This is a genomic window from Roseivivax jejudonensis (assembly GCF_900172265.1).
GTDB classification, from domain to species: Bacteria; Pseudomonadota; Alphaproteobacteria; order Rhodobacterales; family Rhodobacteraceae; genus Roseivivax; species Roseivivax jejudonensis.
On the sequence record NZ_FWFK01000003.1, the window covers coordinates 116050 to 142116 of the forward strand.

Here is a 26067-nt window from a genome sequence, read left to right on the forward strand (position 1 = left end):
TGCGGAGCCCGACCGCCTCGGGGCGCGCAGGGGGCGGGCCGGGACGGCGCGAGGGCGGGATTTTCTCGTCGCGAACCTTGCCAAGCGGGCAGGTCTGCGCTTGATGACGTGCACGGGAGGAGCCCGCCACCGTCCGTCCGCCGCGCTGCGGCGCGCCCTCTCCCGAAGGAGACCGACATGAACATCGCAACGCTGCCCGCCGTCTCGACCGACACGCTTCGCGACGCGATCCTGAGCCATCTCGCCTACAGCTTCGGCAAGACGCCCGAGGCCGCGCAGATCGAGGACTGGCGCATGGCGCTGTCCTTCGCCATCCGCGACCGGATGGTCGCGCGCTGGTTCGAGGCGACCCGGCGCACCTACGAGGCGGAGGCCAAGCGGGTCTACTACCTCTCGATGGAGTTCCTGATCGGGCGGCTCCTGGAGGACGGGATCGTCAACCTGCGCCTGCAGGAGCAGGCGCGCGCAGCGCTCTACGATCTCGGCCTCGACTACGACGCGGTGCTGGCAGACGAGCCCGACGCCGCGCTCGGCAACGGCGGGCTCGGGCGGCTGGCGGCGTGCTTTCTCGAATCGCTCTCCACGCTGTCCTGCCCGGCCATGGGCTACGGCATCCGCTACGAACACGGGCTGTTCCGGCAATCCTTCCACGACGGGCGGCAGGTGGAGGCGCCGGAAACCTGGCTGCTGCAGCGCCACGCCTGGGAGTTCGAACGGCCGGAGGCGCGCTACCGCATCGGCTTCGGCGGGCAGGTCCGGGAGAGCGGCGGCCGCGCCGTCTGGACCCCCGAGGAGGAGGTCGACGCCGAGGCCTTCGACACGCCCATCGCCGGCTGGCAGGGGCACTGGGTCAACACGCTGCGGCTGTGGTCGGCCAAGGCGGTGCATCCGTTCGACCTGACGAGCTTCAACCGCGGCGATTTCGCCGCCGCCGCCGCGCCCGAGGCGCTGGCGCGCACGATCAGCCGCGTGCTCTATCCCGACGACACCACCGAGCAAGGCAAGGAGCTGCGGCTGAAGCAGGAATTCTTCTTCACCGCCGCGGCCCTGCGCGACATCCTGCGCCGCTTCGACAGCGAGTACGACGACCTCGGGCGCCTGCCCGAGAAGGTCGCGATCCAGCTCAACGACACGCACCCGGCGATCGCCGGGCCCGAGCTGGTGCGGATCCTGCACGACGAGCGCGGGATCGACTTCGACACCGCGATGACGCTGGCGCAGGGCACGCTCAACTATACCAACCACACGCTCCTGCCCGAGGCGCTGGAGAGCTGGCACGAGGGGGTGTTCGGCAAGCTGCTGCCGCGGCACCTGCAGATCGTCGACCGGATCGACGACGCGCATGCGCGGGCGCATCCGTCGCGCGGCTTCTCGATGCGCGCCGACCACCAGGTGCGGATGGGCGAGCTGAGCTTCGTCATGGCGAACCGGGTGAACGGGGTATCGGCGCTGCATACCGGGCTGATGAAGGAGACCGTGTTCGCCGAGCTGAACGCGCTCCACCCCGAGAAGATCGTCAACCAGACCAACGGCGTGACGCCGCGCCGGTGGCTCTTGTCGTGCAATCCGGGGCTGTCGGAGCTGATCACCGACACGATCGGCGACGGCTGGGTGGCCGACCTCGAGCGGCTGCGCGAGATCGAGCCCGAGGTCGAAGACGCCGGCTGGCGCGACCGTTTCGCCGCGGCCAAGCGCGCCAACAAGGCGACCCTGTCCGACTGGCTCGGCGAGACGCAGGGCCTGCAGGTCGATCCCGAGGCGATGTTCGACATCCAGATCAAGCGGATGCACGAGTACAAGCGCCAGCATCTCAACATTCTCGAGGCGATCGCCCACTGGCAGGAGATCAAGGACGCGCCGGACGCCGGCTGGGTGCCGCGGATCAAGATCTTTGCCGGCAAGGCCGCGCCCGGCTACGCCTTCGCCAAGGACATCATCCGGCTGATCAACGACGTCAGCCGCGTGGTGAACGCCGACCAGGCCACGCGCGAGGCGCTGCAGGTGGCGTTCCTGCCCAACTACAACGTGACGCTGGCCGAGCGGCTGATCCCCGCCGCCGACCTGTCCGAGCAGATCTCGACCGCGGGCAAGGAGGCCTCGGGCACCGGCAACATGAAGTTTGCGCTGAACGGCGCGCCGACGATCGGCACGCTCGACGGCGCCAATGTCGAGATCCGCGAGCATGTCGGCGCGGAGAACTTCTTTCTCTTCGGGATGACCGCGCCCGAGGTCACCGCCCGGCGCGAGGTCGAGGCCCACGCGCGGCAGGCGATCGAGGCGGATCCGCGACTCGCCCGCGCGCTCGAGGCGGTCGGCTCGGGCGTGTTCTCGCCCGACGAGCCCGACCGCTACGCCCATATCGTCGAGAACCTGAGCGGGCACGACTACTTCCTCGTCGCATCGGACTTCACCGACTACTGGCGCGCGCAGCGCGAAGTCGATTCGGCCTATGCCGACCGCGACCGCTGGACGCGCATGGCCGCGCTCAACACCGCGCGGTCGGGCTGGTTCTCGTCGGATCGCACGATCCGGGGCTACATGGACGACATCTGGGGGGCCAAAAGCCTCTGACGGCCTGATGCCGGGCGTGATGCGCCTGACGACCGCTCACCTGCCGGGTGCCCTGCGCCCGGTGACCGCCCCCCGCGCTGCGGCGCCGGACCGGCGCCACGGGCGCCCCGTGCGCCCAATCGCGCGCCATCCGGCCCCGGATCCGGCGGCCGATCCCCGCCCGCACTATTGAACCGCACCCGCGGGTGCCTAAGCTTCGGGGCATGGCACAGCACCTCCTCTCCCCGCTCGACGACCTGCGCCGCGTGGCCGACGGCACCTGCGACGACCCCTTCTCGATCCTCGGCCCTCACGAGATCGGCGGCACGCGGCACGTCACCGCCTTCGATCCCAATGCCGACACGATGGCGGCGGTGATCGGGACCACCGAACACCCGCTCGAGCCGGTGCGCGACGTGCCCGGGATCTTCCGTGGCCCGGTGCCCGGGCACGATCCCTACGGCCTGCGCGCCACCGGCCCCGACGGCACGCGCTGGGACATGGAGGATCCCTACCGCTTCGGCCCGGTCCTCGGAGAGATCGACGAGTACCTCCTCGGCGAGGGCACCCATCGCCGGCTCTGGCAGGCGCTCGGGGCCCATGTCCGTCACCACCAGGACGTCTACGGCACGCAGTTCGCCGTATGGGCGCCGAACGCCCGGCGGGTGTCGGTCGTCGGCCCGTTCAACGCGTGGGACGGACGGCGCCACCCGATGCGCCGCCGCGGCGCCACCGGCGTGTGGGAGCTCTTCCTGCCCGGGATCGGCGAGGGCACGTCCTACAAGTACGAGATCGTCGGCCATCATGGCGAGGTGCTGCCCCTCAAGGCCGACCCCGTCGGCTTCGGGTCCGAGCATCCGCCGAAGAACGCGAGCGTCGTGCGCGACATCGCGGGCTATGGCTGGCACGACGGCGAATGGATGAAGACGCGCGCCGAGCGCAACGCCCGCAGCGCGCCGATCTCGATCTACGAGGTGCATCTGGGCTCGTGGACGCGCAAGGCCGAGAACCGCCGCATCTCCTATGTCGAGGCGGCCGAGGAACTCGTGGCCTACGTGCGCGACATGGGCTTCACCCATATCGAGCTGATGCCGATCAGCGAGTATCCGTTCGACGGCTCGTGGGGGTATCAGCCCGTGGGCCTCTTCGCGCCGACCGTTCGGCACGGCCCGCCGCACGAGTTCCGCGATCTCGTCGATGCCGCCCACCGCGCCGGGCTCGGCATGATCCTCGACTGGGTGCCGGGGCACTTTCCGGTGGACGCGCACGGGCTCGGCCAGTTCGACGGCACCGCGCTCTACGAACATGCCGACCCGCGCGAGGGGTTCCACCAGGACTGGAACACGCTGATCTACAATTTCGGGCGGCGCGAGGTGATGAACTTCCTGACCTCCAACGCGCTCTACTGGCTGGAGGAATACCACGCCGACGGCCTGCGCGTGGATGCCGTCGCCTCGATGCTCTACCGCGACTATTCCCGCAAGGACGGTGAATGGGTCCCGAACAAGGACGGCGGGCGCGAGAACTACGAATCCATCGCGCTCCTGCGCGAGATGAACACGCTCACCTACGGCGAATGCCCCGGCATCATGACGGTGGCCGAGGAATCCACGTCCTATCCCAAGGTGTCGCGGCCGGTGCACGAGGACGGGCTCGGCTTCGGCTACAAGTGGAACATGGGCTGGATGAACGACTCCCTCGAATACGTGAAGAAGGATCCGCTCTATCGCAAGCACCACCACAACCAGCTGACCTTCGGGATCTCCTACGCGTTTTCGGAGAACTTCATCCTGCCGATCAGCCACGACGAGGTGGTCCACGGCAAGGGCTCGATGCTCGCCCGGATGCCGGGCCAGGGCGCGGAGCGGTTCGCCAACCTGCGCGCCTTCTACGGCTTCATGTGGGGGCACCCGGGCAAGAAGCTGCTGTTCATGGGACAGGAATTCGCCCAGGCGCACGAATGGAATTTCGAGACGTCGCTCGACTGGGAGATGGCCAAACGGCCGGAACACGCGGGCATCCAGGCCCTCGTGCGCGATCTCAACCACCTCTACCGCGAGACGCCGGCGCTGCACGTGCGCGACTGCGACCCCGAGGGGTTCCAGTGGATCGAGGCGGACGACGCGGACCGGTCGGTCTTCGCGTGGCTGCGCCGCGGCAATGCCGGCGACAAGGAAGCGGTGATCCTCGTCAACTTCACGCCGGTCGAGCAAAGCGCCTACCGCATCGGCCTGCCCTACGCCGGCCGCTGGCGCGAGGCGCTGAACACCGACGCCGCGCGCTACGGCGGCCGGGACCGGGGCAACATGGGCGCCGTCGAGGCCCGCCCCGAACCCAGCCACGGCCAGGCCGCATCCGCCGACGTGGTCATCCCCCCGCTCTCGGCGGTGTTCCTCGTGCAGGAATGAGCCCGGCGCGGTCCGGATCGCCTCTCCGGGCCGCGTGGCGCGTCCCGTCGCGTCCCGACCCGCGCGGCCCGGACGCGTCCGTCCCGCTAGCCGATCTCGCGCGCCGGGACGCCTGACAACACGGCGAGGTCGCCGGCGTCGCGCGTCACCACCGCGTTCGCGCCGACCTGCACGTGATCGCCGAGGGTCAGCGGGCCGAGGACCTTCGCGCCCGCCCCGAAATCGCAATGCCCCCCGGCCACCACGCGACCGGCGAGCGTCACCTGCTGGAACACCATGCAGTTCGGTCCGATCTCGCTTTCGGCGTGGATCACGATGCCGGTCGGGTGCGGCAGGACCAGCCCGCCGCCGATCCGCACCGTCAGCGGAATGTCGCACTGCGTCAGCAGCGACCAGAACCAGTGGTTCGCCACCCAGTAGCGCCGCGTCACCGCGGCAAGCGCCCCGCCCCGCGCCTTCGCCGCCTGGTAGCGCCGGATCGCGCGCAGAAGCTTGCGCCCCGGATCCCAGGCGCCGCGCACGGCCTCGCGCGACCAGTCGGGCGTTGTGGCCGAGACGGCCGAGCTGAACGTGTCTGGCTGCATGGATCCACCGGGCCGGCAGGAAACGGAAACGCGGGCCGTACGCTCCGCCGCCGCGCCGCATCTGTCAAGCCGCCCTGCCCCTCTAGCCGACGCGCCGGCCACCTGCCACACTCCCCCCGAGCAGGCACCCCAGACCTGCAAGGGAGGAGCCACCATGTCGCCCACAACACGCCTCGCCTCGAGATCCATGGCCTTCGTGCTCGCCGGCGGGCGCGGCTCGCGCCTGCGCGAGCTGACCGACCGGCGCGTGAAGCCCGCGGTCTACTTCGGCGGCAAGACGCGGATCATCGATTTCGCGCTGTCCAACGCGCTCAACTCGGGCATCCGCAAGATCGCCATCGCGACGCAGTACAAGGCGCATTCGCTGATCCGCCATTGCCAGCGCGGCTGGACCTTCTTCCGGGCCGAGCGCAACGAGTTCCTCGACATCCTGCCCGCCTCGCAGCGCTACGACGAGGCGACGTGGTATCGCGGCACCGCCGACGCCGTCGCGCAGAACATCGACATCGTCGACAGCTACGGCGTCGACTACGTGCTGATCCTCGCCGGAGACCACATCTACAAGATGGACTACGAGCGGATGATCGAGCACCACGTGGAGTCGGGTGCCGACGTCACCATCGGCTGCCTGACGGTGCCGCGCAACGAGGCCTCCGCCTTCGGCGTCATGGCGATCGACGAGGCCGACCGGATCACCTCGTTCCTCGAAAAGCCGAAGGATCCCCCGGGCACGCCCGACGACCCCGACGTCACGCTGGCGTCGATGGGGATCTACGTCTTTCGCTGGGACTTCCTGCGCGACCTGCTGGTCCGCGACATGCAGGACGGCAATTCCAGCCACGACTTCGGCAACGACCTGATCCCCGACATCGTCAGGAACGGCACCGCGCAGGCCCATCGCTTCGAACGCTCCTGCGTGCGCGCCAGCGACGAGGCGCCGGCCTACTGGCGCGACGTCGGCACCGTCGATGCCTTCTGGAAGGCCAATCTCGACCTGACCAACTTCTCGCCGGAGCTCGACCTCTGGGACAAGGACTGGCCGATCTGGACCTACTCCGAGATCACGCCCCCGGCGAAGTTCATCCACGACGAGGAGAACCGCCGCGGACAGGCGGTGTCTTCGCTGGTGTCGGGCGGCTGCATCATCTCGGGCACCGAGATCCGCGAGTCGCTGCTTTTCACGATGGTGCACACCAATTCGTTCTCCAGCCTCGAAGGGGCGGTGGTGCTGCCGCGCGCCTACATCGCGCGGAACGCGCGGCTCAGGAACGTGGTCATCGATCGCGGCGTGCACATCCCCGAAGGTCTCGTCGTCGGAGAGGATCCCGAGGAGGACGCCAAGTGGTTCCGCGTGACCGAGGGCGGCGTCACGCTCATCACGCAGGCGATGCTCGACCGGCGGGCCGGAGACGCCTGATGCGGGTGCTGTCGGTCGCCTCGGAATGCGTCCCGCTGGTCAAGACCGGCGGACTGGCCGACGTGGCCGGCGCGCTGCCCGGCGCCCTCGCCCGCGAGGGGGTGGAGATGCGCACCCTCCTGCCCGGCTACCCGGCGGTGATGGCGGCGGCCGACGGGCCCGCGCACGATCTCGGCGATCTCTTCGGCGGGCCCGCGCGCCTCGTCGAGGGACGCCTCGGCGAGGCGACGCTCTACGCGCTCGACGCGCCGCATCTCTTCGACCGGCCGGGCGGCATCTACCTCGGCCCCGACGGTCAGGACTGGCCCGACAACCCGCAGCGCTTCGCCGCGCTGTCGCGCACCGCCGCCCGCGTCGCCGCGGAGGGCGTCGGCGGCTGGCAGCCGCAGGTCATGCACCTGCACGACTGGCAGGCCGGGCTCGCGCCGCTCTACCTCGGGACGCAGGCCGCCGGATCCGGCGTGGCGACACTCCTGACCATTCACAACATCGCCTTCCAGGGCCTCGCGCCGGCGGCGATGATCGACACGCTCGGCCTGCCCCCCGCGGGCTTCACGCCCGAGGGCTACGAATACTGGGGACAGGTCAGCGCGCTCAAGGCCGGGCTCGTCCATGCCGACGCGATCAGCACCGTCAGCCCGACCTACGCGAGCGAGCTTCTCACGCCCGAGTTCGGCCTCGGGCTCGACGGCGTGCTGCGCGCGCGCCGGGCGGACCTGTGCGGCATCCTCAACGGCATCGACGAGGACGCCTGGACGCCGCCCTACCGCACGCCGCGCGGCAAGGGCCGGCACACCAGGCGCCTGCGCGACGAGCTCGGCCTGCCCGAGCGAGAGGGTCCGCTGGCCGTCGTGATCTCGCGGCTGACCGGCCAGAAAGGGCTCGACCTCCTGATCGAGGCGCTGCCAGCGCTGATCGACGGCGGCGGCCAGCTCGCGCTCCTCGGCTCGGGCGAGCCGGTGCTCGAGGCCGCGTTCCGCGATGCCGCCGCCGCCAGCCCGCACGTCGCCGTCCGCATCGGCTACGACGAGGCGCTGTCGCGCCGCATGATCGCCGGCGGCGACGCGATCCTCGTACCGTCCCGGTTCGAACCCTGCGGCCTGACCCAGCTCTACGGCCTGCGCTTCGGCACGGTGCCCGTCGTGGCGCGGACCGGCGGGCTCGCCGACACCGTGATCGACGCCAATCCCGCGGCGATCTCGGCCGGGGTCGCCACCGGTCTGCACTTTCATCCGGTGACCGCGGACCGCCTCGCGCAAGCTCTGGTGAAGATGACGGCGCTCTGGCACGACCGCACGCTCTGGCAAAGGATGATGCGCAACGCTATGGCTCAGCCGGTGGGCTGGGATGTGTCGGCCCGCGCCTATGCCGATCTCTACCGGAGCCTCGCTACGCCCTCATGACGAATTCTCCGAGCCCCGGCCCCGGCCGCGCCCTTCCGCTGGGAGCGACCTTCGACGGCGCCGGCGTCAATTTCGCGGTCTTCTCGCAGAACGCCACGCGCATGACGCTGTGCCTGTTCTCCGACGACGGACGCACCGAAACCGCGCGGATCCCGCTGCCCGAGCGCGACGGCGACGTGTGGCACGGCTACCTCTCGGGGATCCGCCCCGGCCAGCTCTACGGCTACCGGGCCGAGGGGCCCTACGCCCCCGAGGAGGGCCACCGCTTCAACCCCAACAAGCTCCTGATCGACCCGTATGCCAAGCGGCTGACCGGCCACCCGGCGTGGCACGACGCGCTCTACGGCTACACCGTCGGACACAAGAACGCCGATCTCAGCTTCGACACCCGCGACAGCGCGCGCTTCATGCCCAAGTGCGTGGTCGAGGATCCGTGCTTTGACTGGGGGCGCTCGCGACGCCCCGAGACCGAGCTGCACGACAGCATCATCTACGAGGCCCACGTGACCGGCCTCACCCGGCGCTTTCCCGGCGCCGCGCCCGAGGGCGGGTTCCTCGCGCTCGCCTCGGACCGGATGCTCGATCACCTGACGGGGCTCGGCATCACCGCGGTCGAGCTTCTGCCGGTGCACGCCTTCATCAACGACCGCTTTCTCGTCGACAAAGGGCTGACCAACTACTGGGGCTACCAGTCGATCGGCTTCTTCGCGCCGGACCCGCGCTACCTGCACAAAGACCGGCTGTGGGAGTTCCAGTACATGGTCGCCCGGCTGCACGCCGCCGGCATCGAGGTCATCCTCGACGTGGTCTACAACCACTCCGGCGAAGGCGACGAGACCGGCCCGACGCTGTGCTTCCGCGGGCTCGACAACGCGGCCTACTACCGGCTGGCCGACAATCCGCGTCACTGCATCAACGACACCGGCACCGGCAACACGATGAACATGAGCCACCCGATGGTGCTGCGCATGGTCACCGACAGCCTGCGCTACTGGGTCGAGACGATGGGCGTCGACGGGTTCCGCTTCGATCTCTGCGCCACGCTCGGGCGCACCGATCGCGGCTTCGATCCCGGCGCGGCCTTCTTCGACGCGCTGCGGCAGGATCCCGTCCTCGCCGGCGTGAAGCTGATCGCCGAGCCGTGGGACATCGGGCCCGGCGGCTACCAGCTCGGCGCGTTTCCCCCGCCCTTCGCGGAGTGGAACGACCAGTTCCGCGACGACGTGCGCCGCTACTGGCGCGGCGAGGACGGCCTCGCCCCGTCCCTGGCCAGCCGGATCACCGGCTCGGCAATGCAGTTCGACCATTCCGGCCGGCCGGCGACGTCGTCGGTCAACCTTGTCACCGCGCATGACGGCTACACCCTCGCCGACGTGACGATGTACGAGGAGCGCCACAACGAGGCCAACGGCGAGGACAACCGCGACGGCCACGGCGCCAACCATTCCGACAATTTCGGCGTCGAGGGCCCGACCGACGACGCCGACATCGCCGCCGCCCGCGCGCAGCGCCGCCGCAACATGCTCGCGACGCTGCTGCTGAGTCAGGGCACGCCGATGCTGCTGGCCGGGGACGAGTTCGGCAACAGCCAGGGCGGCAACAACAACGCCTATTGCCAGGACAACGACATCGGCTGGCTCGACTGGGACAACGCCGACGACGCGCTCGCCGACTTCACCCGGCGCCTGATCGCGTTCCGTCGCGCCCACCCGATCCTGCGGCAGAAACGCTTCCTGCATTCGCGCGAACGCGTCGTCGACGGGATCGAGGATCTGTTCTGGTGGCGCGAGGACGGCGCCGAGATGGAGGACGGCGACTGGGAGGATCCCGGCCGCCGGCTCGTCTGCGCCGAGATGCGCATGGCGTCCGGAACGCCGCCCTACGCGCAGCGCGAAGAGGCGCTGCTCGTGGCGTTCAACGCCGGCGACGCGCTGACGCTGACCCTGCCCGATCCCCCCGACGGCTTCGCCTGGATCCGCCACATCGACACCGCGACACCCGGGGCCGGACCCGCCCCGGCCGGCGCGGCGATCGAGATGGCGGCGGCCAGCGTGCTCGTCTGCGTGCTCGAGCGTGCCGATGACTGAGGCGACGGCCCGCCTCGCCGAACGCGCCGGGATCCTGCCGGCCTATACCGACGTGACCGGCCGAACGCGCGACACCGCGCCCGAAACCGCCGCGGCGCTCCTCTCCGCGATGGGCCTGCCCGAGAACGAGGCCGGGGCCGCCGCGCATCTCGCTGCCCTCCGAGAGCGGCACCTGCCGGAGTGGCAGGTGACGGAGGCCGACCGGGTGCCGGACCTCCAGCCCCCCGGGCCGTGGTCCCTGACCTTCGAGGACGGCCGCACGACCGAGGGCACCGGCGCCCTGCCCGTTCTGCCGCTCGGGCGCCACCGGCTCGACGCCGGCGGCGAGACCTGCTGGCTCCTCGCCGCGCCGCGGACGCTGCCGCTGCCGGCCCGCGGCTGGGGCCTCATGGCGCCGCTTTACGGGCTGCGCCCGCCAGAGCGTGGCGGCCTCGGCGATTACGCGGACCTCGCCGACCTCGCCCGCGGGCTCGGCCCGCACGGGGCCGGTTTTCTGGGGCTGAACCCCGTTCACGCGGGCTTTCCGACGGATCCCGGCGCCGCGTCGCCCTACACCCCGTCGCACCGCCGCCGGCTCTCGACCCTGCACGTCGCCACCGGGCGCGCCAGCCCGCCGGCCGATACGCGCATCGACTACGCCAAGCTGATTCCCGCGCAGGAGGCCGCGCTCGACGACGCGTTCGAGGCGTTCCGCGCCGCCGGCGGCGACCCGGCCTTCGACGCCTGGCGCGCGGCAGAGGGGCACGCACTCGACCGCTTCGCGCTGCACCAGGCACTGTCGGAACGGCACGGTCCCACCTGGGACGACTGGCCGGCCGAGCTGCACGACCCCGACGGCGCCGCCGCCCGGGCGGCGCGGGCCGAACTGGCGCCCCGGATCGACCGGCACGCCTGGGCCCAGTGGCAGGCGGAAGTCCAGCTGACCGCCGCGCAGGACGCCGCGCGCGCGGCCGGCATGGCGCACGGGCTCTACCTCGACCTCGCCGTCGGCACCCATCCCCACGGCGCCGAGACGTGGGAGGATCCGTCGAGCTTCGCCACCGGCGCCGCGCTCGGCGCGCCGCCCGACGCTTTCGCCGCCGACGGCCAGAACTGGCACCTCGCGCCGTTCAACCCGCGCACGCTCGTCGCCACCGGCTTCGCCGCGCTGGCCGAAACGCTGGCCCGCCAGCTCCGGCTGTCGGGCCTTCTTCGGATCGACCACGTTCTCGGCTTCGACCGCGCGTTCTGGGTCCCCGAGGACGCACCGGGCGCCTATGTCCGCATGCCGCGCGACGCGATGCTCGCGGTCGCCCGGATCGAGGCCGCGCGCGCCGGCGCCACCATCGTCGGCGAGGATCTGGGCAACATTCCCGAGGGGCTCGGCCACGCGCTCGAGGACAGCGGGATCCTCGGCTGCCGCCTCGCCATGTTCGAGCGCGGGCCGGACGGCGAACCGCGCGCGCCCGGCGACTACCCCGAGGCCGTGGTCGCGAGCTTTTCCACCCACGACCTGCCGACCTGGCGCGGCTGGCGCGCGGGCCGCGACATCGACGCGCGCGCCGCGCTCGGCCACGTGGGCCCCGACGCGGCGGCGGACGCGCACCGCCAGCGGGCCGAGGACGTCGCCGCGCTTGACCGGGTGACGGCCCGGTGCTCCACTTTGCCGGGCGATGCGCCGGACCGTCTGCACGCCCATCTCGGCGCGAGCGCGGCACGCCTCGTCGCGGTGCAGGCCGAAACGGTGCTCGAGATGGACGACCAGCCCAACCTGCCCGGCACCGTCACCGAATATCCCAACTGGCGCCAGCGCCTCTCCGAAGGCCCGGCCGACCTCGCCGCCGAACGGCGGCTTGCCGCCGCGGCGCGCACGATGACCGACAGCGGACGATAGGACATCTCATGGACATCATCACCGTCGAAACGCAGCCCATCGCGGGGCAGAAACCCGGCACCTCGGGTCTGCGCAAGAAGACCCGCACCTTCATGGAGCCGCATTTCCTCGAAAATTTCGTCCAGTCGATCTGGACCGGGATCGGCGGCGTCGCGGGCAAGACGCTGGTGCTGGGCGGCGACGGGCGCTACTTTTCCGACCGCGCGGCACAGGTGATCCTGCGCATGGCCGCGGCCTCGGGCGCGGCGCGCATCATCGTCGGGCAGAACGCGCTTCTGTCCACGCCGGCGGCCTCCCATCTCATTCGCAAGCACGGCACCGACGGCGGCGTGATCCTGTCGGCCTCGCACAATCCCGGCGGCCCCGACGGCGATTTCGGCGTGAAGTTCAACACGCCGAACGGTGGCCCGGCGGCCGAGAACGTCACCTCGAAGATCCACGCCGCGAGCGAGAAGATCACCACCTACCGGATCATGGAGGCGCAGGACATCGACCTCGCCACGCTCGGGACGAAATCGCTCGGCCGCACCGAGATCGAGGTCGTCGACCCGGTCGCCGACTACGCCGAGCTGATGGAGGAGATCTTCGATTTCGACGCCATCGCCGCGCTCTTCGCCGGCGGTTTCCGGATGCGCTTCGACGCGATGCACGCCGTGACCGGCCCCTATGCCCACGCGATCCTCGAGACGCGCCTCGGCGCCGCGCCCGGCACCGTGGTCAACGGCACGCCCTCGCCGGATTTCGGCGGCGGCCATCCCGACCCGAACCCGATCTGGGCGAAGGACCTGATGGACGCCATGCACGGCGCCGACGCGCCGGATTTCGGCGCCGCCTCGGACGGCGACGGCGACCGCAACATGATCGTCGGGCGCAACTGCTACGTCACCCCGTCCGACAGCGTCGCGGTGCTCGCCGCGAACGCCACGCTGGCGCCGCGCTACGCTGGCGGGCTCAAGGGCGTCGCCCGCTCCATGCCGACATCGCGCGCGCTCGACCGGGTGGCGCTCCGGCTCGAGTGCAACGCCTACGAGACGCCGACCGGCTGGAAATTCTTCGGCAACCTCCTCGACGCGGGCCGCGCCACGCTCTGCGGCGAGGAAAGCGCCGGCACCGGGTCGGATCACGTGCGCGAAAAGGACGGTCTCTGGGCGGTGCTCTTCTGGCTCAACATCCTCGCCGCGCGGAAGATCCCGGTCGCCGAGCTGTTGGAGGATCACTGGCGCACCTACGGCCGCAACTACTACTCCCGCCACGACTACGAGGGCGTGGACGCCGAGACCGCGGCGGCGCTGATCGACGATCTGCGCGCGCGCCTTCCCGACCTGCCGGGCCAGACCGTCGCCGGGCAGGAGATCGAATGGGCCGACGAGTTCGCCTATGACGATCCGGTCGACGGCTCCCGGGCCGAGCAGCAGGGCCTGCGCCTCGCCACCCGCCCCGGCGGGCGCATCGTCTTCCGCCTGTCGGGCACCGGGACCGAGGGCGCAACGATCCGCGTCTATCTCGAAACCGAGGAAACCGATCCCGCCAAGCTCGACCGAGATCCGCAGGAGGCGCTGGCCGGGATCGTCGCCGTTGCCGACGCCGTGTCGGGCCTGTCCGAGCGCACCGGCCGGACGGCGCCCGACGTCATCACCTGACCGGCGCCGGGCCGGCCGGGCGCGCCGTCTCCGCGCCCGCCCCGGGTGTCGCGATCCGGTAGCGCAGCGCGGCGCCGCCGCCCAGCGTATCGGGCACCGTGAAGGTCTCTGCCAGGACGCCGCCCGCGCGCTCGATCACCCGGATCGACGCGGCGTTGACCGGATCGGTCACCACCTCGATCCGGCGCAGCCCGAGCGCCGCCGCCACCGGCAGGATCGCGCGCAGCGCCGTGGTCGCATGCCCCTGCCCGCGGCGCCACGGCACCACGGCATAGCCCACGTGGCCAAGGCATGTCGGCGGCAGCGCGTCCGTTCCCGGCTGCCAGCGCAGGGAGATCGCACCGCAAAACCCGTCGGCCCAGATCCAGCGGCGCAGGCTCGGCAATCGCGCGGCCTGCGATCCGTCCGGCAGGCGCACCGGGCCGCCGCGCGCCTCGGGGTCGTCCTGCCGTGCCACGAAGCCGCCGGCGTCCCGCGCGATCGCGTCCAGCTGTTCGCCCGCCACCTCGGGGCGCAGGGTGTCCGGCGTCCAGCCGCGCTCCAGCGCGTCGACATATCCCGGCAGACGGTCCAGCGTCGGAATGACAAGCTCCATCCCCCGGCCCTGCCGCGTCGCGCGGCGCGCCGCAAGCCGGCCGGGGCCGGCGCTGCCCGTCCGGCGGGCATCCGCCGCGACCTCGCGGCCAAAGCGGCCGGCGGCCCCTTGCAGCCCGCGCGCCCCCGGACCACCCTCCGCCCGAGCCGAACGACGCCGCCGTCCTACATGGTCGCGGCAGCCGACAGACCGAACCGACACGAGGACCAGCCCCATGTCCCTTGCCGAGCGCATCATCTCCGAGGAAGACGCGGCCCGCGCCCGCGCCGACGCCTGCGAACGCATCCTGACCACCGCGCCGTCGCGCTTCGAGGCCGAGCAGGAGATCGCCCGCGGCCTCGGCGGCCAGATCGACGCCGAGGGCATGGCGAGCTTCGGCTTCTGGGTGCCCGAGCTGCAGGATCTGCGCGTGCCCTCGGGCGATATCTTCCTCGAGGTGCTGTCGCCGGAAGAGCCGCTCGACCTCACCCGCGCGCACCAGGAGATCCGGTTCGAACGCGCCTACGTGCCCGTGGTCCGCCTCGAGAGCCACGCCTTTGCCTGCCTGCGCGGAATGAAGGCCGGCACGCGCGACGCGCTCGGCGACTTCTACGCGCTCGTCTGGCGCGACGCCGAGGACCGCTGGCACCGCATCCTCGATCCGCTCGCCATGTCGCTGCCGTTCGGCGCGATGGCCCCGGCCGAACTCTACGACACCGCCGCGATGTTCGCCGCGCGCGGCGACCGCGCCTACTGGGAGGCGCTGTCCGGCGGCCAGACGCCGCACAAGTTCGGGCCCGTCTCGAACATCCTGCAGATCCACGTGCCCACCGCCACGGCCGGCGGCACGCTCGCGTCCCTCACCCGACAGTTCGAGCGGCTGGCCGCGCGGGTCGAGGCCGGGCTGCCGATGGACCCCGCCGACCAGATCTACCTCGGCTACGAGGCGGTGCAGCTCCTGCCGGTGGAACCCACCACCGTCTACGAGGCCGGCCCCGCCTTCTGGCAGGAAAGCGACAGCTCCGACACCGGCGTGACGGTGTCGCTCCTGCGTCCCGACACCACGAACTGGGGCTACGACAACGTCATCGCCGGCATGGCGACGGTCAATCCGGTCCTGCTCGAAAGCGGGCGCCCGGACGAGCTGGTGGATCTCGCCGCCGCGCTCCACAACTTCCCCGGCACGCCGAAACGGCTGATCTTCGATGTGGTCTACGGCCATTCGGACAACCAGGGGCTCGATGCGCTCTCGAGCCACTTCTTCGCCGGGCCGAACATGTATGGCCAGAACCTCGCCTACCAGACGCCCGCGGTCCGGGCGATCCTGCTCGAGATGCAGCGTCGCAAGGTCGATTTCGGCGCCGACGGCGTGCGCGTCGACGGCGCGCAGGACTTCAAGTGGTGGGACCCCGGCGCGCAGGAGCTCAAGCACGACGACGACTACCTGCAATCGATGGCCGACGTGGTGCAGGAGGTCGCGGGCACGCGCTATCGGCCGTGGTTCATCTTCGAGGACGGGCGCCCCTGGCCCAACGAGGACTGGGAGCTGTCCTCGACCTATCGCTGGGTGATCGAGCACCAGCGCGATCCCGACGTGTTCCAGTGGGGGCCGCTGTCCTTCGCCCACAACACGCCGTTTCTCTACACGTTCTGGCTGGGCAAGTACTGGCGCATCCGTGAATGCCTCGACTCGGGCGCGAACTGGATCTCCGGCACCTCGAACCACGACACGCTGCGCCGCGGTACGCAGGTGTCGCCCAAGATGAACATCAACACCCGCCTCGGCACGACGCGGATGGAAATCCTCGACAAGGCCTACGACAACCCCGCCGCCCACACCCTGACCTACGTGGCGCTGCCGGGCGTGCCGATGGATTTCCTCAACGCGATGGCCCGCGCCTCGTGGGGCTTCGTGCGCAACCAGGACGACCGCTACGGCGTCAAGGTCGTGGCCGAGGAGGCGATCTCGCTGCGCTGGCAGGTGGACGAGTATTCCTACTCGATGCCGATGAACTTCACCCGGCTGAAGGCGCTGGGGTTCGAGACCCGCGCCGATCTGGCGCGGTTCTGCACCTTCCTGCCGGCGCTGGTCGAGGTCACCGACTACGATCTCGAGGATATCGCGCGGCTTCTGAACACCACCGAGCCCAAGCTCGCCGGCCCGTTCTACACCGTGGAGTCGCTCAAGGCGGTGGCGCGCGCGTGGATGGACGACATGCACGACTACTGCAACATCGGCCATTCGCTCGGCGCGCTCGACCCGGTGCAATCTTCCTTCGCCCTCGGCCTGCGCGACTTTCGCGCCGCGCGGCCTTGGCTGCGGGACAATTACGGACCCAAGGACCACTTCGGCTATGTCGAACCGATCGACGGGCGCACGCTCTTCACCTCGCTCCGGCACGGCCCGGACGGCGAACAGGTGTTCTCGATCATCCACATGGAGGGCAAGGCGACGTCGGATTTCGACCCCTTGCGGCTCAAGATCCCGGGGCTCGAGGGTTTCAACTGGGAATGCGTGCTGCGCTCCCCGGGGATTGGCGCGGATTACGTCTCGGGTCCGCTGGTGATGCGCGACTCGATGGCGCTGGTGTTCACGCGCCGAAGCTGAGGGCGCGCGCCCCCGGTGGCGGCCCCCCCCCGCCCGGTGCGCGACTACCCTGCCCGGCGACTCGGCCCTCAGGCCGCGCGCAGGCGCCCGGGGTCGAGCGCGGCGACCACCGCCTGCGGAAGCGCCGGCGTCCCGCCGGTCAGGAGCGCCCCGGCCAGCGCCGAAAGCGCCGGCGCCGTCTGGATGCCGTAGCCGCCCTGCCCGGCCAGCCAGACGAAGCCCTCCGCGGTCGGGTCGGCACCGACGACCGGCGTGCGGTCGGGGGCGAAGGTCCGCATCCCGGCCCAGCTCCGTTCCACCCGCGTCACGGGCTCGGTGACCGCGCGGGCGTAGCGATCGAGCCCTTCGGCCAGAACCATGTCGTCGGGCCACACGTCGTGCGGCGCTACCGGGTCCTCGTCGGCGGGCGACACCATCAGGCGGCCCGCATCGGGCTTGGCGTACCACGTCTCGGACACCGTTCCGAACAGCGGCCAGCCGGTCACGTCACGCCCGCCCGGCGCCGGCAGGATCGCCGCCGAGCGGCGGCACGGCACCAACCCGATCGGCGTGATCCCGGCCAGCTCGGCCAGCGCGTCGGCCCAGCCGCCGGCCGCGTTCACCACCACTGGCGCCTCGTAGACCGCCTTCTGCGTCTCCACGCGCCAGACGCCGCCGGTCCGCGCCAGCCCGGTCACCCGGGCGCCGGCGTCGATCCGCCCGCCGCGCGCCGTCAGCCGCCGCCGGTAGCCCTGAAGCAGGCGGTCCACGTCGATGTCGCGCGCGTCCGGCTCGTGCGCCGCCGCCGCGATCCGCTCGGGCCGCAGGATCGGCACCAGCCGCGCGGCCTCGTCCGGCCCGATCCGGGCCAGCCCCGTCGCGCCGGCCTCGAACGCCTCGAGCGCCTGGATCTCGTTCGGTCCGGCCAGCATCAGGACACCGCGCGGGCTCAGCACCGGGCCGTCGCAGAACGTCTCCGCCGCCTCGAAAACCGGCGTCGACGCGGCCGTCAGCGCCCGCAGGGTCGCGTTGCCGTAATTGCCGAAGAGCAGCGCCGCCGACCGCCCGGTGGCGTGCAGCCCCGGCCGCGCCTCGGATTCCAGGACGACCACGTTCGCCGTCTCGGCCGCCTCGGCCGCCGCGCCGATCCCGGCCATGCCCGCGCCGATGACCAGTATGTCGGTGCGCTCGGTCACAGCTGGACCCGATGCTCGCGCTGCCCCGAAAAGCCCATCGGCACCGAAAACGTCACCCCCGCCAGCGGATCGTTCGCCGGCGCGTTGTCCGACGCCGAGGTGACGAACAGCGTGGCGTGATCCGGTCCGCCGAAGGCCGGACAGGTGATCTGCCCGGCGGCGAAGCCCGCAGCGGTCATGAACCGCCCCTCGGGGCTGTAGCAGGCGACCCGCCCCGATCCGAACTGCGCGTTCCACAGGTTGCCCTGCGTATCCACCACCGCGCCGTCCGGCCGCAGCCCCTCCTGCGACAGGTCGACGAAGAGTTTCGGACCCGCGGCCGGCCAGCCCTCGTCATCGAGTGCCACGCGCTCGATCCGCTGGCGGTCGGTGTCGCAGAAATAGGCATAGGCGCCACCTGGGGCGAAGCAGATCGCGTTGGGCGTGGTGAGGCCGTCGAACAGCCTCCGCAGCTCGCCGTTGTAGTACCGGTAGATCGCCCCGGCACCGTGCGCCTTGGTCTTGCTCATCGTGCCGATCCAGAATCCGCCCGACGGATCGGCCCGCCCGTCGTTCGACCGGGTCCCCGCGTCGTCGGCCTCGAGCGCGATCACGCGCTCCTCGGTCTCGCGTTCGGTGTCGAACCGCACGAGGTCGGTCTCCGTCGCCACCAGAAGCTGGCCGGTGTCCACCCAGCCGAGCGCCGAGATGTGGCGGTCGAACTGCCAGTGCCGTTCGCCCTGCGCGTCCCGGCGATACAGCCGGCTGCGCAGGATATCGACCCAGTAGAGCGCCTCCTCCCACGGGTGCCAGAGCGGGCCCTCGCCAAGGGAACAGACGGTGTCGCTGTAGATCAGGTGGGACATGCCCGGGCCTCCCGTTTTGACCCGACTGTGTCGCATGGCGCCGGGCTTGGCCAGTGCGCGCCCGGCCCGCGCCGCGCCTCAGGCGTCGAGCGGCACGAGATCGACGCTGTGCCGCGAGGCCTGCCCGCCCGAAAGGCGGACCGCGCCCCGCACCGGCGCCACGTCGGAATAGTCGCGGCCGACCGCGACGACGATATGGTCGGTCCCGACCATCAGGTCGTTGGTCGGGTCGTATTCGATCCAGCCGAGCTCAGCGCCGCACCACGCCCGCACCCAGGCGTGCATCGCGTCGGCCCCCTGCAGGCGCTTCTGCCCCGGCGGCGGCGTCGTGCGCAGGAACCCCGAGACGTATCCTGCCGGCACGCCGACCGCGCGCAGCCCGGCGATCATCACGTGGGTGAAATCCTGGCAGACGCCGTGCCCGGCGGCGAAGGCCTCGGGCGGTGGCGTGTTCACGTCCGTCGCGCCCGCGTCGAAGCGCATGTGCGCGTTGAGCGCGTGCCCCACCGCCCGGACCGCGCCGAGCGCGGTCATCCCCGGATCGAGACTGTCGCGGGTGAAGCGCTCGATCGCGTCGTCGGAAGGAACCCGCGGCGAGTCGGCCAGGAAATGATGCGGCGCGTCGGCGGTCAGCCCGCGATGCCCCGCGACCTCGGCGGCCAGCCCCGACAGGCCCGGCGACAGATCCAGCTGCAGCGGCCGCGACAGCCGCTCGACCCGCGCGGTGATCCGCGCCGACAGCGCCGTGACCGGGACCTGAAATCCCATGTCCGTCACCGGGTTGCCGAAGAAATCCGCGCGGTGCGCGATCTCCTCGGGCTCGGGCGTCACCTGCAGATGCGCCGCCTCCACGTTCTGCTCGCCAGCCAGCTGGCGCGGCATCACCCGCAGCACGGTGCGCAGCGCCGGCGCCGGCGCGCCGTAGTCGTATCCGATCTCCAGCGTCAGGTCGTAGCGCATCGCGTCACACCAGCCACGTGGCGGTGATCTTCTCGGACAGGTCGGTCAGGTCGCGCGCCAGCGCATCGAGCGCGCGCCCGTCCATCTCTGCCGGCTCCGCGGTGGCGAGCCGCGTGTCGATGCGCATCGCCGCGCGCATCACCGGCGACAGCGCGCCGTTTTCCTCCGCGCCGGGCAGTTCCGCCGCCATCGCGTGGATCTGCGCCACCTGGAACCGCACCGACCGCGGGTTGCGGTTGTCGAGCGCGAGAAGGTCGATCACCGTGTTGCGGTTGGTCTCGATCTGGTAGCGGCGGCGGTGCGTCATCACGCTGTCGCCCATCTCGATGGCGATGTCGTAGCAGCCCTCCGGCGCGTCGGGCGCGGCGAAGTCGCGCAGCGTTCGCACCATCGACAGCGCCCGCTCCAGCGCGCGGCCGATCGACAGAAAGCGCCAGCCGACGAAACGGTACATGTTGTCGTGCACGAGGCCGGCAAAGCCGGCGGAGCCGCGCAGGAACTGGCTCAGCGCGCGCGCCGCCTCGTCGCCGGCCTGCACCGCCTCGACCTCCTCGACGATGTCGTGGCGCAGCGTCTCGAGCGCGACCCACCCGTCGATCGAGAAGCGGTCGCGCACCTTCGACGCCGCCCGGATCGCCGCGTCGAGCGCCGTGGTCACCGCGCCCGGGGTCGACACGTCGCGCGGCACCCCCAGCCGGCGCAGATGCGCGTCGATCCGCGCCACCCGAAGGTCGTCCGTGCGCCCGGTCTCGGCCAGCCGCAGGTGATAGGCCCGCAACAGCCGCACCATCGTCTCGGCCCGTTCCACGTAACGGCCGAGCCACAACAGGTTGTCGGCCGCGCGCGCCGGCAGCAGGCTGTCCTTGGCGCGGCGGAACGGCCCCGAGGAATCGGTCAGCGTCTCCCGCTCGAGTTCGCGGTCCGACACGATCCACACATCGGCCACGCGCCCGCCCCGGCGCAGCGCCAGCGCGGTCGCGTCGGCGCTCCCGCCGATCCGGGCATAGCCCCCGGGCATGACCTTCCAGCCGGCATTGGTGCGGGCGGCGAAGACGCGCAGCATGACCGGCCGCGCGTGCAACGCGCCGTCGGCATAGACCGGCGTGGTCGACAGCGTGACCGCCTCCTGCCCGACCACGGCGCCCTTCTGCGCCTGCACCCACGCCGCCGGGTCCACGGTCCGCCCGTCGCGGAAGCGCCCGGCGATCAGCTGCGCGCCGTCGGCCTCAAAGGGCAGATCTTGGCTCATCGCGTCGCCGACCATCATCCGTTCCAGATTCGCGGCCACGTAGTCGCGCTCGCGCGCCTGTCCGCACCACCACGTCGCGAGGTTCGGCAGCTTCAGCGACTCGCCGGTCAGGTAGCGCGCGATCCGCGGCAGGAAGGCGAGGAACGCGCGGCTCTGCACCAGCCCCGCACCCAGCGCATTGGCCATGCACACGTTGCCGTCGCGCAGCGCCCGCACCAGCCCCGGCGTGCCAAGCGCCGAGCGCTCGTCGAGCTCCAGCGGATCGGCGAAGGCCGAATCGAGCCGCCGCCACAGCACCGACACCGGCTTCAGCCCGGCCACCGTGCGCACCATCACCCGCCCGTCCACCACCGTCAGGTCCTCGCCCTCGAGCAGCATCAGCCCCAAATAGCGGGCGATGTAGGCGTGCTCGAAATAGGTCTCGGTGCCGAGGCCCGGCGTCAGGATCCCCATCCGCCCGTCGAGCGACGTCGCCGAGCGCTCGAGCGCCGAGCGGAACGCGCGGAAGAACCCGGCGAGGCGGTGGATCGACTGGTGCCCGAACGGCTCCGAGAACACCCGCATCGTCGCCACCCGGTTCTCGAGCGCGAAGCCCGCGCCCGACGGCGCCTCGGTCCGGTCGCCGAGGACGAACCACGACCCGTCCGGCGCGCGGCCGAGCTCGAACGCGACGAAGTGCAGGAACCGCCCCGAGGGCGGACGCTCGCCCACCAGCGGGCGCAGCCAGCCGGGATTTCCTGCCACCAGCTCGGGCGGCAGCATCCCCTCGCGCACCAGCCAGCCCGGCCCGTAGAGATCCGCCAGCACCTGCTCGAGCACCTCGCAGCGCTGGACGAGCCCGTCCGCGATGCCCAGCCACTCGGTCTCGTCGAGGATCACCGGCAGGTGGCTCAGCGGCCAGTCGCGATCCGCCGGGCCATCACCGGTCGACTGGCGAAAGAACACCCCGGCATCGCGCAGGTAGCGGTCGCCGCGGGCGAAGCGCCGCGCGATGTCGTCCGGCGCAAGCTGCGCGAACCGCTCGATAAACGGCTGCCAGACCGGGCGCACGCGCCCGTCCGGTCCGATCATCTCGTCCGCGACGCCATCGGGCACGGTGTAGTTGCCGATCAGCCCGGCGACGGCGTCCCGCGCGTCGGCGGTCTGGTCCATCCTGTCGTCCTCTGCCGGGCGCGCCGCGCGCATGCGGCGCTCCCGTTCGCCTTCGTCTTATCACAGCCCGGGCGGGCGGCGCAGGTCCAGCGTGAAGGGAAACTCCGGATGCGGCATCTCGGTTTCGGGCACGTAGTCGCCGGGGCTGTGACCCATCGGCTCGAACCGCGCGAGCCGCCGCGCCTCCGCCTCGTTGCCGTTGACGGGGAACGTGTCGTAGTTGCGCCCGCCCGGATGCGCCACGTGATAGGTGCACCCGCCGAGCGCGCGGCCCGTCCACGTGTCGTAGACGTCGAAGGTCAGCGGCGCGTGGACCGGCACCGTGGGGTGCAGCGCCTCCGCCGGCTGCCACGCCTTGAACCGCACGCCCGCCACCGACACCCCCGAGGTCACGGTCCGGGTCAGCGGCACGCGCCGGCCGTTGCAGCAGACGGCGTAGCGCTCCGCGTTGGCTGTGGTCAGCTGCACCTGCAGACGCTCGACCGAGCTGTCGGTGTAGCGCACCGTCCCGCCGATGGCACCGCGCTCGCCCAGCACGTGCCACGGCTCCAGCGCCTGCCGCAGCTCGAGGTGCACGCCCTCGTAGTCGACCTGCCCGCAGAACGGGAAGCGGAACTCGGCCTGCGCCTCGAACCACACCGGATCGAGCGCGAAGCCGTGCGCCTTGAGATCCGCCAGAAGGTCGAGGAAATCCTGCCAGAGGAAATACGGCAGCATGTAGCGATCGTGCAGTTCCGTGCCCCAGCGCACCGGCCGCCCGCTCACCGGCGCCTGCCAGCACCGCGCCACGATCGCCCTGAGCAGCACCTGCTGGGCGAGGCTCATCTTCGGATCGGGCGGCATCTCGAAGCCGCGGAACTCCACCAGCCCCAGCCGACCGGTCGGCCCGTCGGGCGAATAGAGCTTGTCGATGCAGATCTCCGCGCGGTGGGTGTTGCCGGTCACGTCGATCAGGATGTTGCGCAGCAGCCGGTCCACGAGCCACGGCGGCGGCAAGGAGCCCTCGCCCGGATCGGGGATGTTGGCCAGCGCGATCTCGAGCTCGAACAGGCTGTCGTGGCGGGCCTCGTCGATCCGCGGCGCCTGGCTCGTCGGGCCGATGAACATCCCCGAGAACAGGTAGCTGAGCGAGGGATGCCGCTGCCATGTCAGGATCAGCGACCTGAGCAGGTCCGGTCGCCGCAGGAACGGCGAATCGTTCGGCGTCGCGCCGCCCACCACCACGTGGTTGCCGCCGCCGGTCCCGGTGTGCCGCCCGTCGATCATGAACTTGTCGGCCCCGAGCCGCGACTGCCGCGCCTCCTCGTAGATCGCCTCGGTCGTGGCCACGCACTCCGCCCAGTCATGCGCGGGATGGATGTTGACCTCGATCACGCCCGGGTCCGGCGCCACGCGGATCACGTTCATCCGCGGATCGTGCGGCGGCGCGTAGCCCTCGATATGCACCGGCATGTCCAGCCGCTTGGCGGTCCGCTCTGCCGCCGCCACGAGGTCGAGGTAATCCTCGAGGCTCTCCACCGGCGGCATGAACACGCAAAGCGCACCGCCGCGCGGCTCCACCGACACCGCCGTCCGCACGGCGCCGCCGACGGCCGAGAGCTCCTGCGGAATCACGTCCTGGACCGGTCCGGTCGGCTGCGGCGCGCTCACCGGCTGCGCCCGGTCGCCCACCGGATCGGGGCCGTGGTCGTAGTCCGGCAGCGGACCGCGCGGCACCGTGGGATCGGTAACGTAGGTGTAGGGATACTGCGACGGCGGCACGTGCGGCAGCGACCCGAGCGGGATGCGGTAGCCGACCGGGCTGTCGCCCGGCACCAGGAACACCCTCCCCCGGCGCAGCCGCCACGTCTCGGACCGCCAGCGCCGCCCCGCCGCCTTCGAGTGCCACGCCTGGATCGGCAGCACGTGGCCCGTCGGTTCGGTCAGGCCCCGCTCGAAGACCTGCGCCATCCGGTGCCGCTCCTCGGCGTCCTTGAGCCGGTTGTTCTCCGGCGTCACGTTCTCGGGCAGGTTCGCCTCGCGCAGGAGCCACTCCGCCGGGTCCTCGTAGGCCGGCACCACGTAATCCGGCGCAACGCCCAGCTCCTCGGCCATCGTGGCGAGAAACGTTCCGGCCTCCGCGGCGCCCGCCGCGCCGCCCGATCCGCCTTCGCGCGCCACGAGATCGGGATCCGACCAGATCGGCGCACCGTCCCGCCGCCAGTAGAGCGAGAAGGTCCAGCGCGGCAGCGTCTCGCCCGGGTACCACTTGCCCTGGCCGTAATGCAGGAAACCCCCGGGCGCGAAGCGCCGGCGCAACCGGCGGATCAGCTCGTCCGCCCGCGCCCGTTTCGTCGGGCCGACCGCGGCGGTGTTCCACTCGTCGCTTTCGTAATCGTCGATCGACACGAAGGTCGGCTCGCCGCCCATCGTCAGCCGCACGTCGCCGGCCTCCAGCGCCGCGTCCACCTTGTGGCCGAGCGCGTTCAAGGCCTCCCACGCGTCGTCCGAGAACGGCTTGGTGATCCGGGGGTGCTCGGCGACCCGCGCCACGTCCATCTCGAAATGAAACGCGCTCTGCACCTCGCCCACGGCGGTGAACCCGCCGGCGATCGGCGCCGCCGTCCGGTAATGCGGCGTCGCGGCCAGCGGGATGTGGCTTTCCCCGGCCAGCAGCCCCGATGTCGGGTCGAGCCCGATCCATCCCGCCCCGGGCAGGTAGACCTCGACCCAGGCGTGCAGGTCGGTGAAGTCGTGGTCGGTGCCCGACGGACCGTCCAGCGCCTCGAGATCGGGTTTCAGCTGGATCAGGTAGCCCGACACGAACCGCGCCGCGAAACCCAGGTGACGCAACAGGGTCACCAGCAGCCACGAGCTGTCGCGGCACGACCCCGACCCCCGCGCCAGCGTCTCCTCCGGCGTCTGCACGCCCGGCTCCATCCGGATCAGGTACTCGACGTCGCCCGACACCTTGGCGTTCAGGCCGACCAGCATGTCGACGGTGCGCGCCGCGTCGCGCGGGATGCCGGCGAGGTACTCGGCAAAGCGCGGGCCGGTCTCGGCCGGCGCGCGGTAGATCGACAGGTCCTCGGTCAGCTCGGCCGGATAGGCGAACGGCCAGGTCTCGGCGCTCTCCTCGACGAAGAAGTCGAACGGGTTGTAGACCGACATGTCGGCCACGAGGTCGACCTCGATCCGGAACTCCCGCACCGGCTCGGGAAAGACGAAGCGCGCCAGCCAGTTGCCGTAGGGGTCCTGCTGATGGTTCACGAAATGCGGCTCGGGCCCCACCTTCAGCGAATGCGAGATCACCCGCGTGCGCGAATGCGGCGCCGGGCGCAGCCGCACGATCTGCGGCCCCATCGTGACGTTTCGGTCGTAGGTGTAGTGGGTGAGGTGGTGAATGCTCGCGTGGATCGCCATGAATGCCCGGGCTCGTCTGGTCCTGTCGCCCGCAGAAGATCAGGGCCGCGCGGCATTGGCGAGATCAAACCGCGCAGAACGTCGGCATCGCCCGCGCAAGCCGCCCAAGTCTTGGGCATCCGCCCTGCCGTGCGCCTGTC

15 protein-coding genes are annotated in these 26067 nt (G+C 71.3%); 8 read left to right on the forward strand and 7 right to left on the reverse strand.

The window, feature by feature from the left end; genetic code table 11:
* The first annotated feature begins 177 nt into the window (after nucleotides 1-177).
* Both ROJ8625_RS08525 and glgB read left to right on the forward strand, forming a co-directional pair.
* Nucleotides 178-2571, forward strand: a complete 2394-nt coding sequence (locus tag ROJ8625_RS08525) for a glycogen/starch/alpha-glucan phosphorylase (RefSeq protein WP_085791470.1) — start codon at nucleotides 178-180, stop codon at nucleotides 2569-2571.
* 203 nt (nucleotides 2572-2774) lie between these two features.
* Nucleotides 2775-4958: a 1,4-alpha-glucan branching protein GlgB gene (gene glgB / locus ROJ8625_RS08530; protein ID WP_085791471.1), complete on the forward strand. Its 2184-nt coding sequence runs from the start codon at nucleotides 2775-2777 to the stop codon at nucleotides 4956-4958.
* An 86-nt stretch (nucleotides 4959-5044) separates the two neighbouring features.
* Here the strand turns inward: glgB and ROJ8625_RS08535 are convergent, their stop codons facing one another.
* Nucleotides 5045-5542 carry a serine acetyltransferase gene (locus ROJ8625_RS08535; RefSeq protein WP_085791472.1) on the reverse strand — a complete coding sequence of 166 codons (498 nt, stop codon included), beginning with the start codon at nucleotides 5540-5542 and terminating at the stop codon, nucleotides 5045-5047.
* 154 nt (nucleotides 5543-5696) lie between these two features.
* Here ROJ8625_RS08535 and glgC point away from each other — a divergent pair, with 154 nt between their 5' ends.
* Genes glgC through ROJ8625_RS08560 form a run of 5 tightly spaced genes read left to right on the forward strand, consistent with a single transcriptional unit; the run spans nucleotide 5697 to nucleotide 13962 of the window.
* The gene (gene glgC / locus ROJ8625_RS08540) at nucleotides 5697-6959 is read left to right on the forward strand and encodes a glucose-1-phosphate adenylyltransferase (protein ID WP_085791473.1); all 1263 of its coding nucleotides are present in this window, start codon (nucleotides 5697-5699) and stop codon (nucleotides 6957-6959) included.
* A complete protein-coding gene (glgA, locus tag ROJ8625_RS08545) occupies nucleotides 6956-8362 on the forward strand; it encodes a glycogen synthase GlgA (RefSeq protein WP_085791892.1) in 1407 nt (468 codons plus the stop codon). Before glgC ends, glgA begins: the two co-directional genes overlap by 4 nt.
* Nucleotides 8359-10449, forward strand: a complete 2091-nt coding sequence (gene glgX, locus ROJ8625_RS08550) for a glycogen debranching protein GlgX (protein ID WP_085791474.1) — start codon at nucleotides 8359-8361, stop codon at nucleotides 10447-10449. The genes glgA and glgX overlap by 4 nt, the downstream gene beginning before the upstream one ends.
* Nucleotides 10442-12322: a 4-alpha-glucanotransferase gene (gene malQ / locus ROJ8625_RS08555; RefSeq protein ID WP_085791475.1), complete on the forward strand. Its 1881-nt coding sequence runs from the start codon at nucleotides 10442-10444 to the stop codon at nucleotides 12320-12322. Before glgX ends, malQ begins: the two co-directional genes overlap by 8 nt.
* 8 nt (nucleotides 12323-12330) lie before the next feature.
* Entirely contained in the window at nucleotides 12331-13962 is a 1632-nt protein-coding gene (locus tag ROJ8625_RS08560) for an alpha-D-glucose phosphate-specific phosphoglucomutase (RefSeq protein WP_085791476.1), read from the forward strand.
* Here ROJ8625_RS08560 and ROJ8625_RS08565 read toward each other — a convergent pair.
* Entirely contained in the window at nucleotides 13955-14557 is a 603-nt protein-coding gene (locus ROJ8625_RS08565; protein WP_085791477.1) for a GNAT family N-acetyltransferase, read from the reverse strand. The genes ROJ8625_RS08560 and ROJ8625_RS08565 overlap by 8 nt on opposite strands.
* A 214-nt stretch (nucleotides 14558-14771) precedes the next feature.
* Between ROJ8625_RS08565 and gghA the strand changes: the two genes are divergently transcribed.
* Nucleotides 14772-17144, forward strand: a complete 2373-nt coding sequence (gene gghA, locus ROJ8625_RS08570; protein WP_085791478.1) for a glucosylglycerol hydrolase — start codon at nucleotides 14772-14774, stop codon at nucleotides 17142-17144.
* Between the two features lie 68 nt (nucleotides 17145-17212).
* On the opposite strand, the gene ROJ8625_RS08575 is transcribed toward gghA, so the two are convergent.
* From ROJ8625_RS08575 to ROJ8625_RS08595, 5 genes are all read right to left on the reverse strand, one after another.
* Nucleotides 17213-18319, reverse strand: coding sequence for an NAD(P)/FAD-dependent oxidoreductase (locus tag ROJ8625_RS08575; RefSeq protein WP_085791479.1), 1107 nt, complete (start codon nucleotides 18317-18319; stop codon nucleotides 17213-17215).
* The gene (locus ROJ8625_RS08580) at nucleotides 18316-19164 is read right to left on the reverse strand and encodes an SMP-30/gluconolactonase/LRE family protein (RefSeq protein ID WP_085791480.1); all 849 of its coding nucleotides are present in this window, start codon (nucleotides 19162-19164) and stop codon (nucleotides 18316-18318) included. The genes ROJ8625_RS08575 and ROJ8625_RS08580 overlap by 4 nt, the downstream gene beginning before the upstream one ends.
* A 78-nt stretch (nucleotides 19165-19242) precedes the next feature.
* Nucleotides 19243-20124, reverse strand: a complete 882-nt coding sequence (locus ROJ8625_RS08585; protein WP_085791481.1) for a transglutaminase family protein — start codon at nucleotides 20122-20124, stop codon at nucleotides 19243-19245.
* A gap of 4 nt (nucleotides 20125-20128) precedes the next feature.
* Entirely contained in the window at nucleotides 20129-22525 is a 2397-nt protein-coding gene (locus tag ROJ8625_RS08590) for a circularly permuted type 2 ATP-grasp protein (RefSeq protein ID WP_085791482.1), read from the reverse strand.
* Nucleotides 22526-22585: 60 nt separating this feature from the next.
* Entirely contained in the window at nucleotides 22586-25927 is a 3342-nt protein-coding gene (locus tag ROJ8625_RS08595; protein WP_085791483.1) for a transglutaminase family protein, read from the reverse strand.
* Nucleotides 25928-26067 lie beyond the last annotated feature (140 nt).

Bases quoted from the DNA above. Each gene is read 5' to 3' on its own strand.
- ROJ8625_RS08525 (WP_085791470.1), top strand. From the start codon at position 178: ATGAACATCGCAACGCTGCCCGCCGTCTCGACCGACACGCTTCGCGAC.
- glgB (WP_085791471.1), top strand. From the start codon at position 2,775: ATGGCACAGCACCTCCTCTCCCCGCTCGACGACCTGCGCCGCGTGGCC.
- ROJ8625_RS08535 (WP_085791472.1), bottom strand. From the start codon at position 5,542: ATGCAGCCAGACACGTTCAGCTCGGCCGTCTCGGCCACAACGCCCGAC.
- glgC (WP_085791473.1), top strand. From the start codon at position 5,697: ATGTCGCCCACAACACGCCTCGCCTCGAGATCCATGGCCTTCGTGCTC.
- glgX (WP_085791474.1), top strand. From the start codon at position 8,359: ATGACGAATTCTCCGAGCCCCGGCCCCGGCCGCGCCCTTCCGCTGGGA.
- malQ (WP_085791475.1), top strand. From the start codon at position 10,442: ATGACTGAGGCGACGGCCCGCCTCGCCGAACGCGCCGGGATCCTGCCG.
- ROJ8625_RS08560 (WP_085791476.1), top strand. From the start codon at position 12,331: ATGGACATCATCACCGTCGAAACGCAGCCCATCGCGGGGCAGAAACCC.
- ROJ8625_RS08565 (WP_085791477.1), bottom strand. From the start codon at position 14,557: ATGGAGCTTGTCATTCCGACGCTGGACCGTCTGCCGGGATATGTCGAC.
- gghA (WP_085791478.1), top strand. From the start codon at position 14,772: ATGTCCCTTGCCGAGCGCATCATCTCCGAGGAAGACGCGGCCCGCGCC.
- ROJ8625_RS08580 (WP_085791480.1), bottom strand. From the start codon at position 19,164: ATGTCCCACCTGATCTACAGCGACACCGTCTGTTCCCTTGGCGAGGGC.
- ROJ8625_RS08585 (WP_085791481.1), bottom strand. From the start codon at position 20,124: ATGCGCTACGACCTGACGCTGGAGATCGGATACGACTACGGCGCGCCG.
- ROJ8625_RS08590 (WP_085791482.1), bottom strand. From the start codon at position 22,525: ATGGACCAGACCGCCGACGCGCGGGACGCCGTCGCCGGGCTGATCGGC.
- ROJ8625_RS08595 (WP_085791483.1), bottom strand. From the start codon at position 25,927: ATGGCGATCCACGCGAGCATTCACCACCTCACCCACTACACCTACGAC.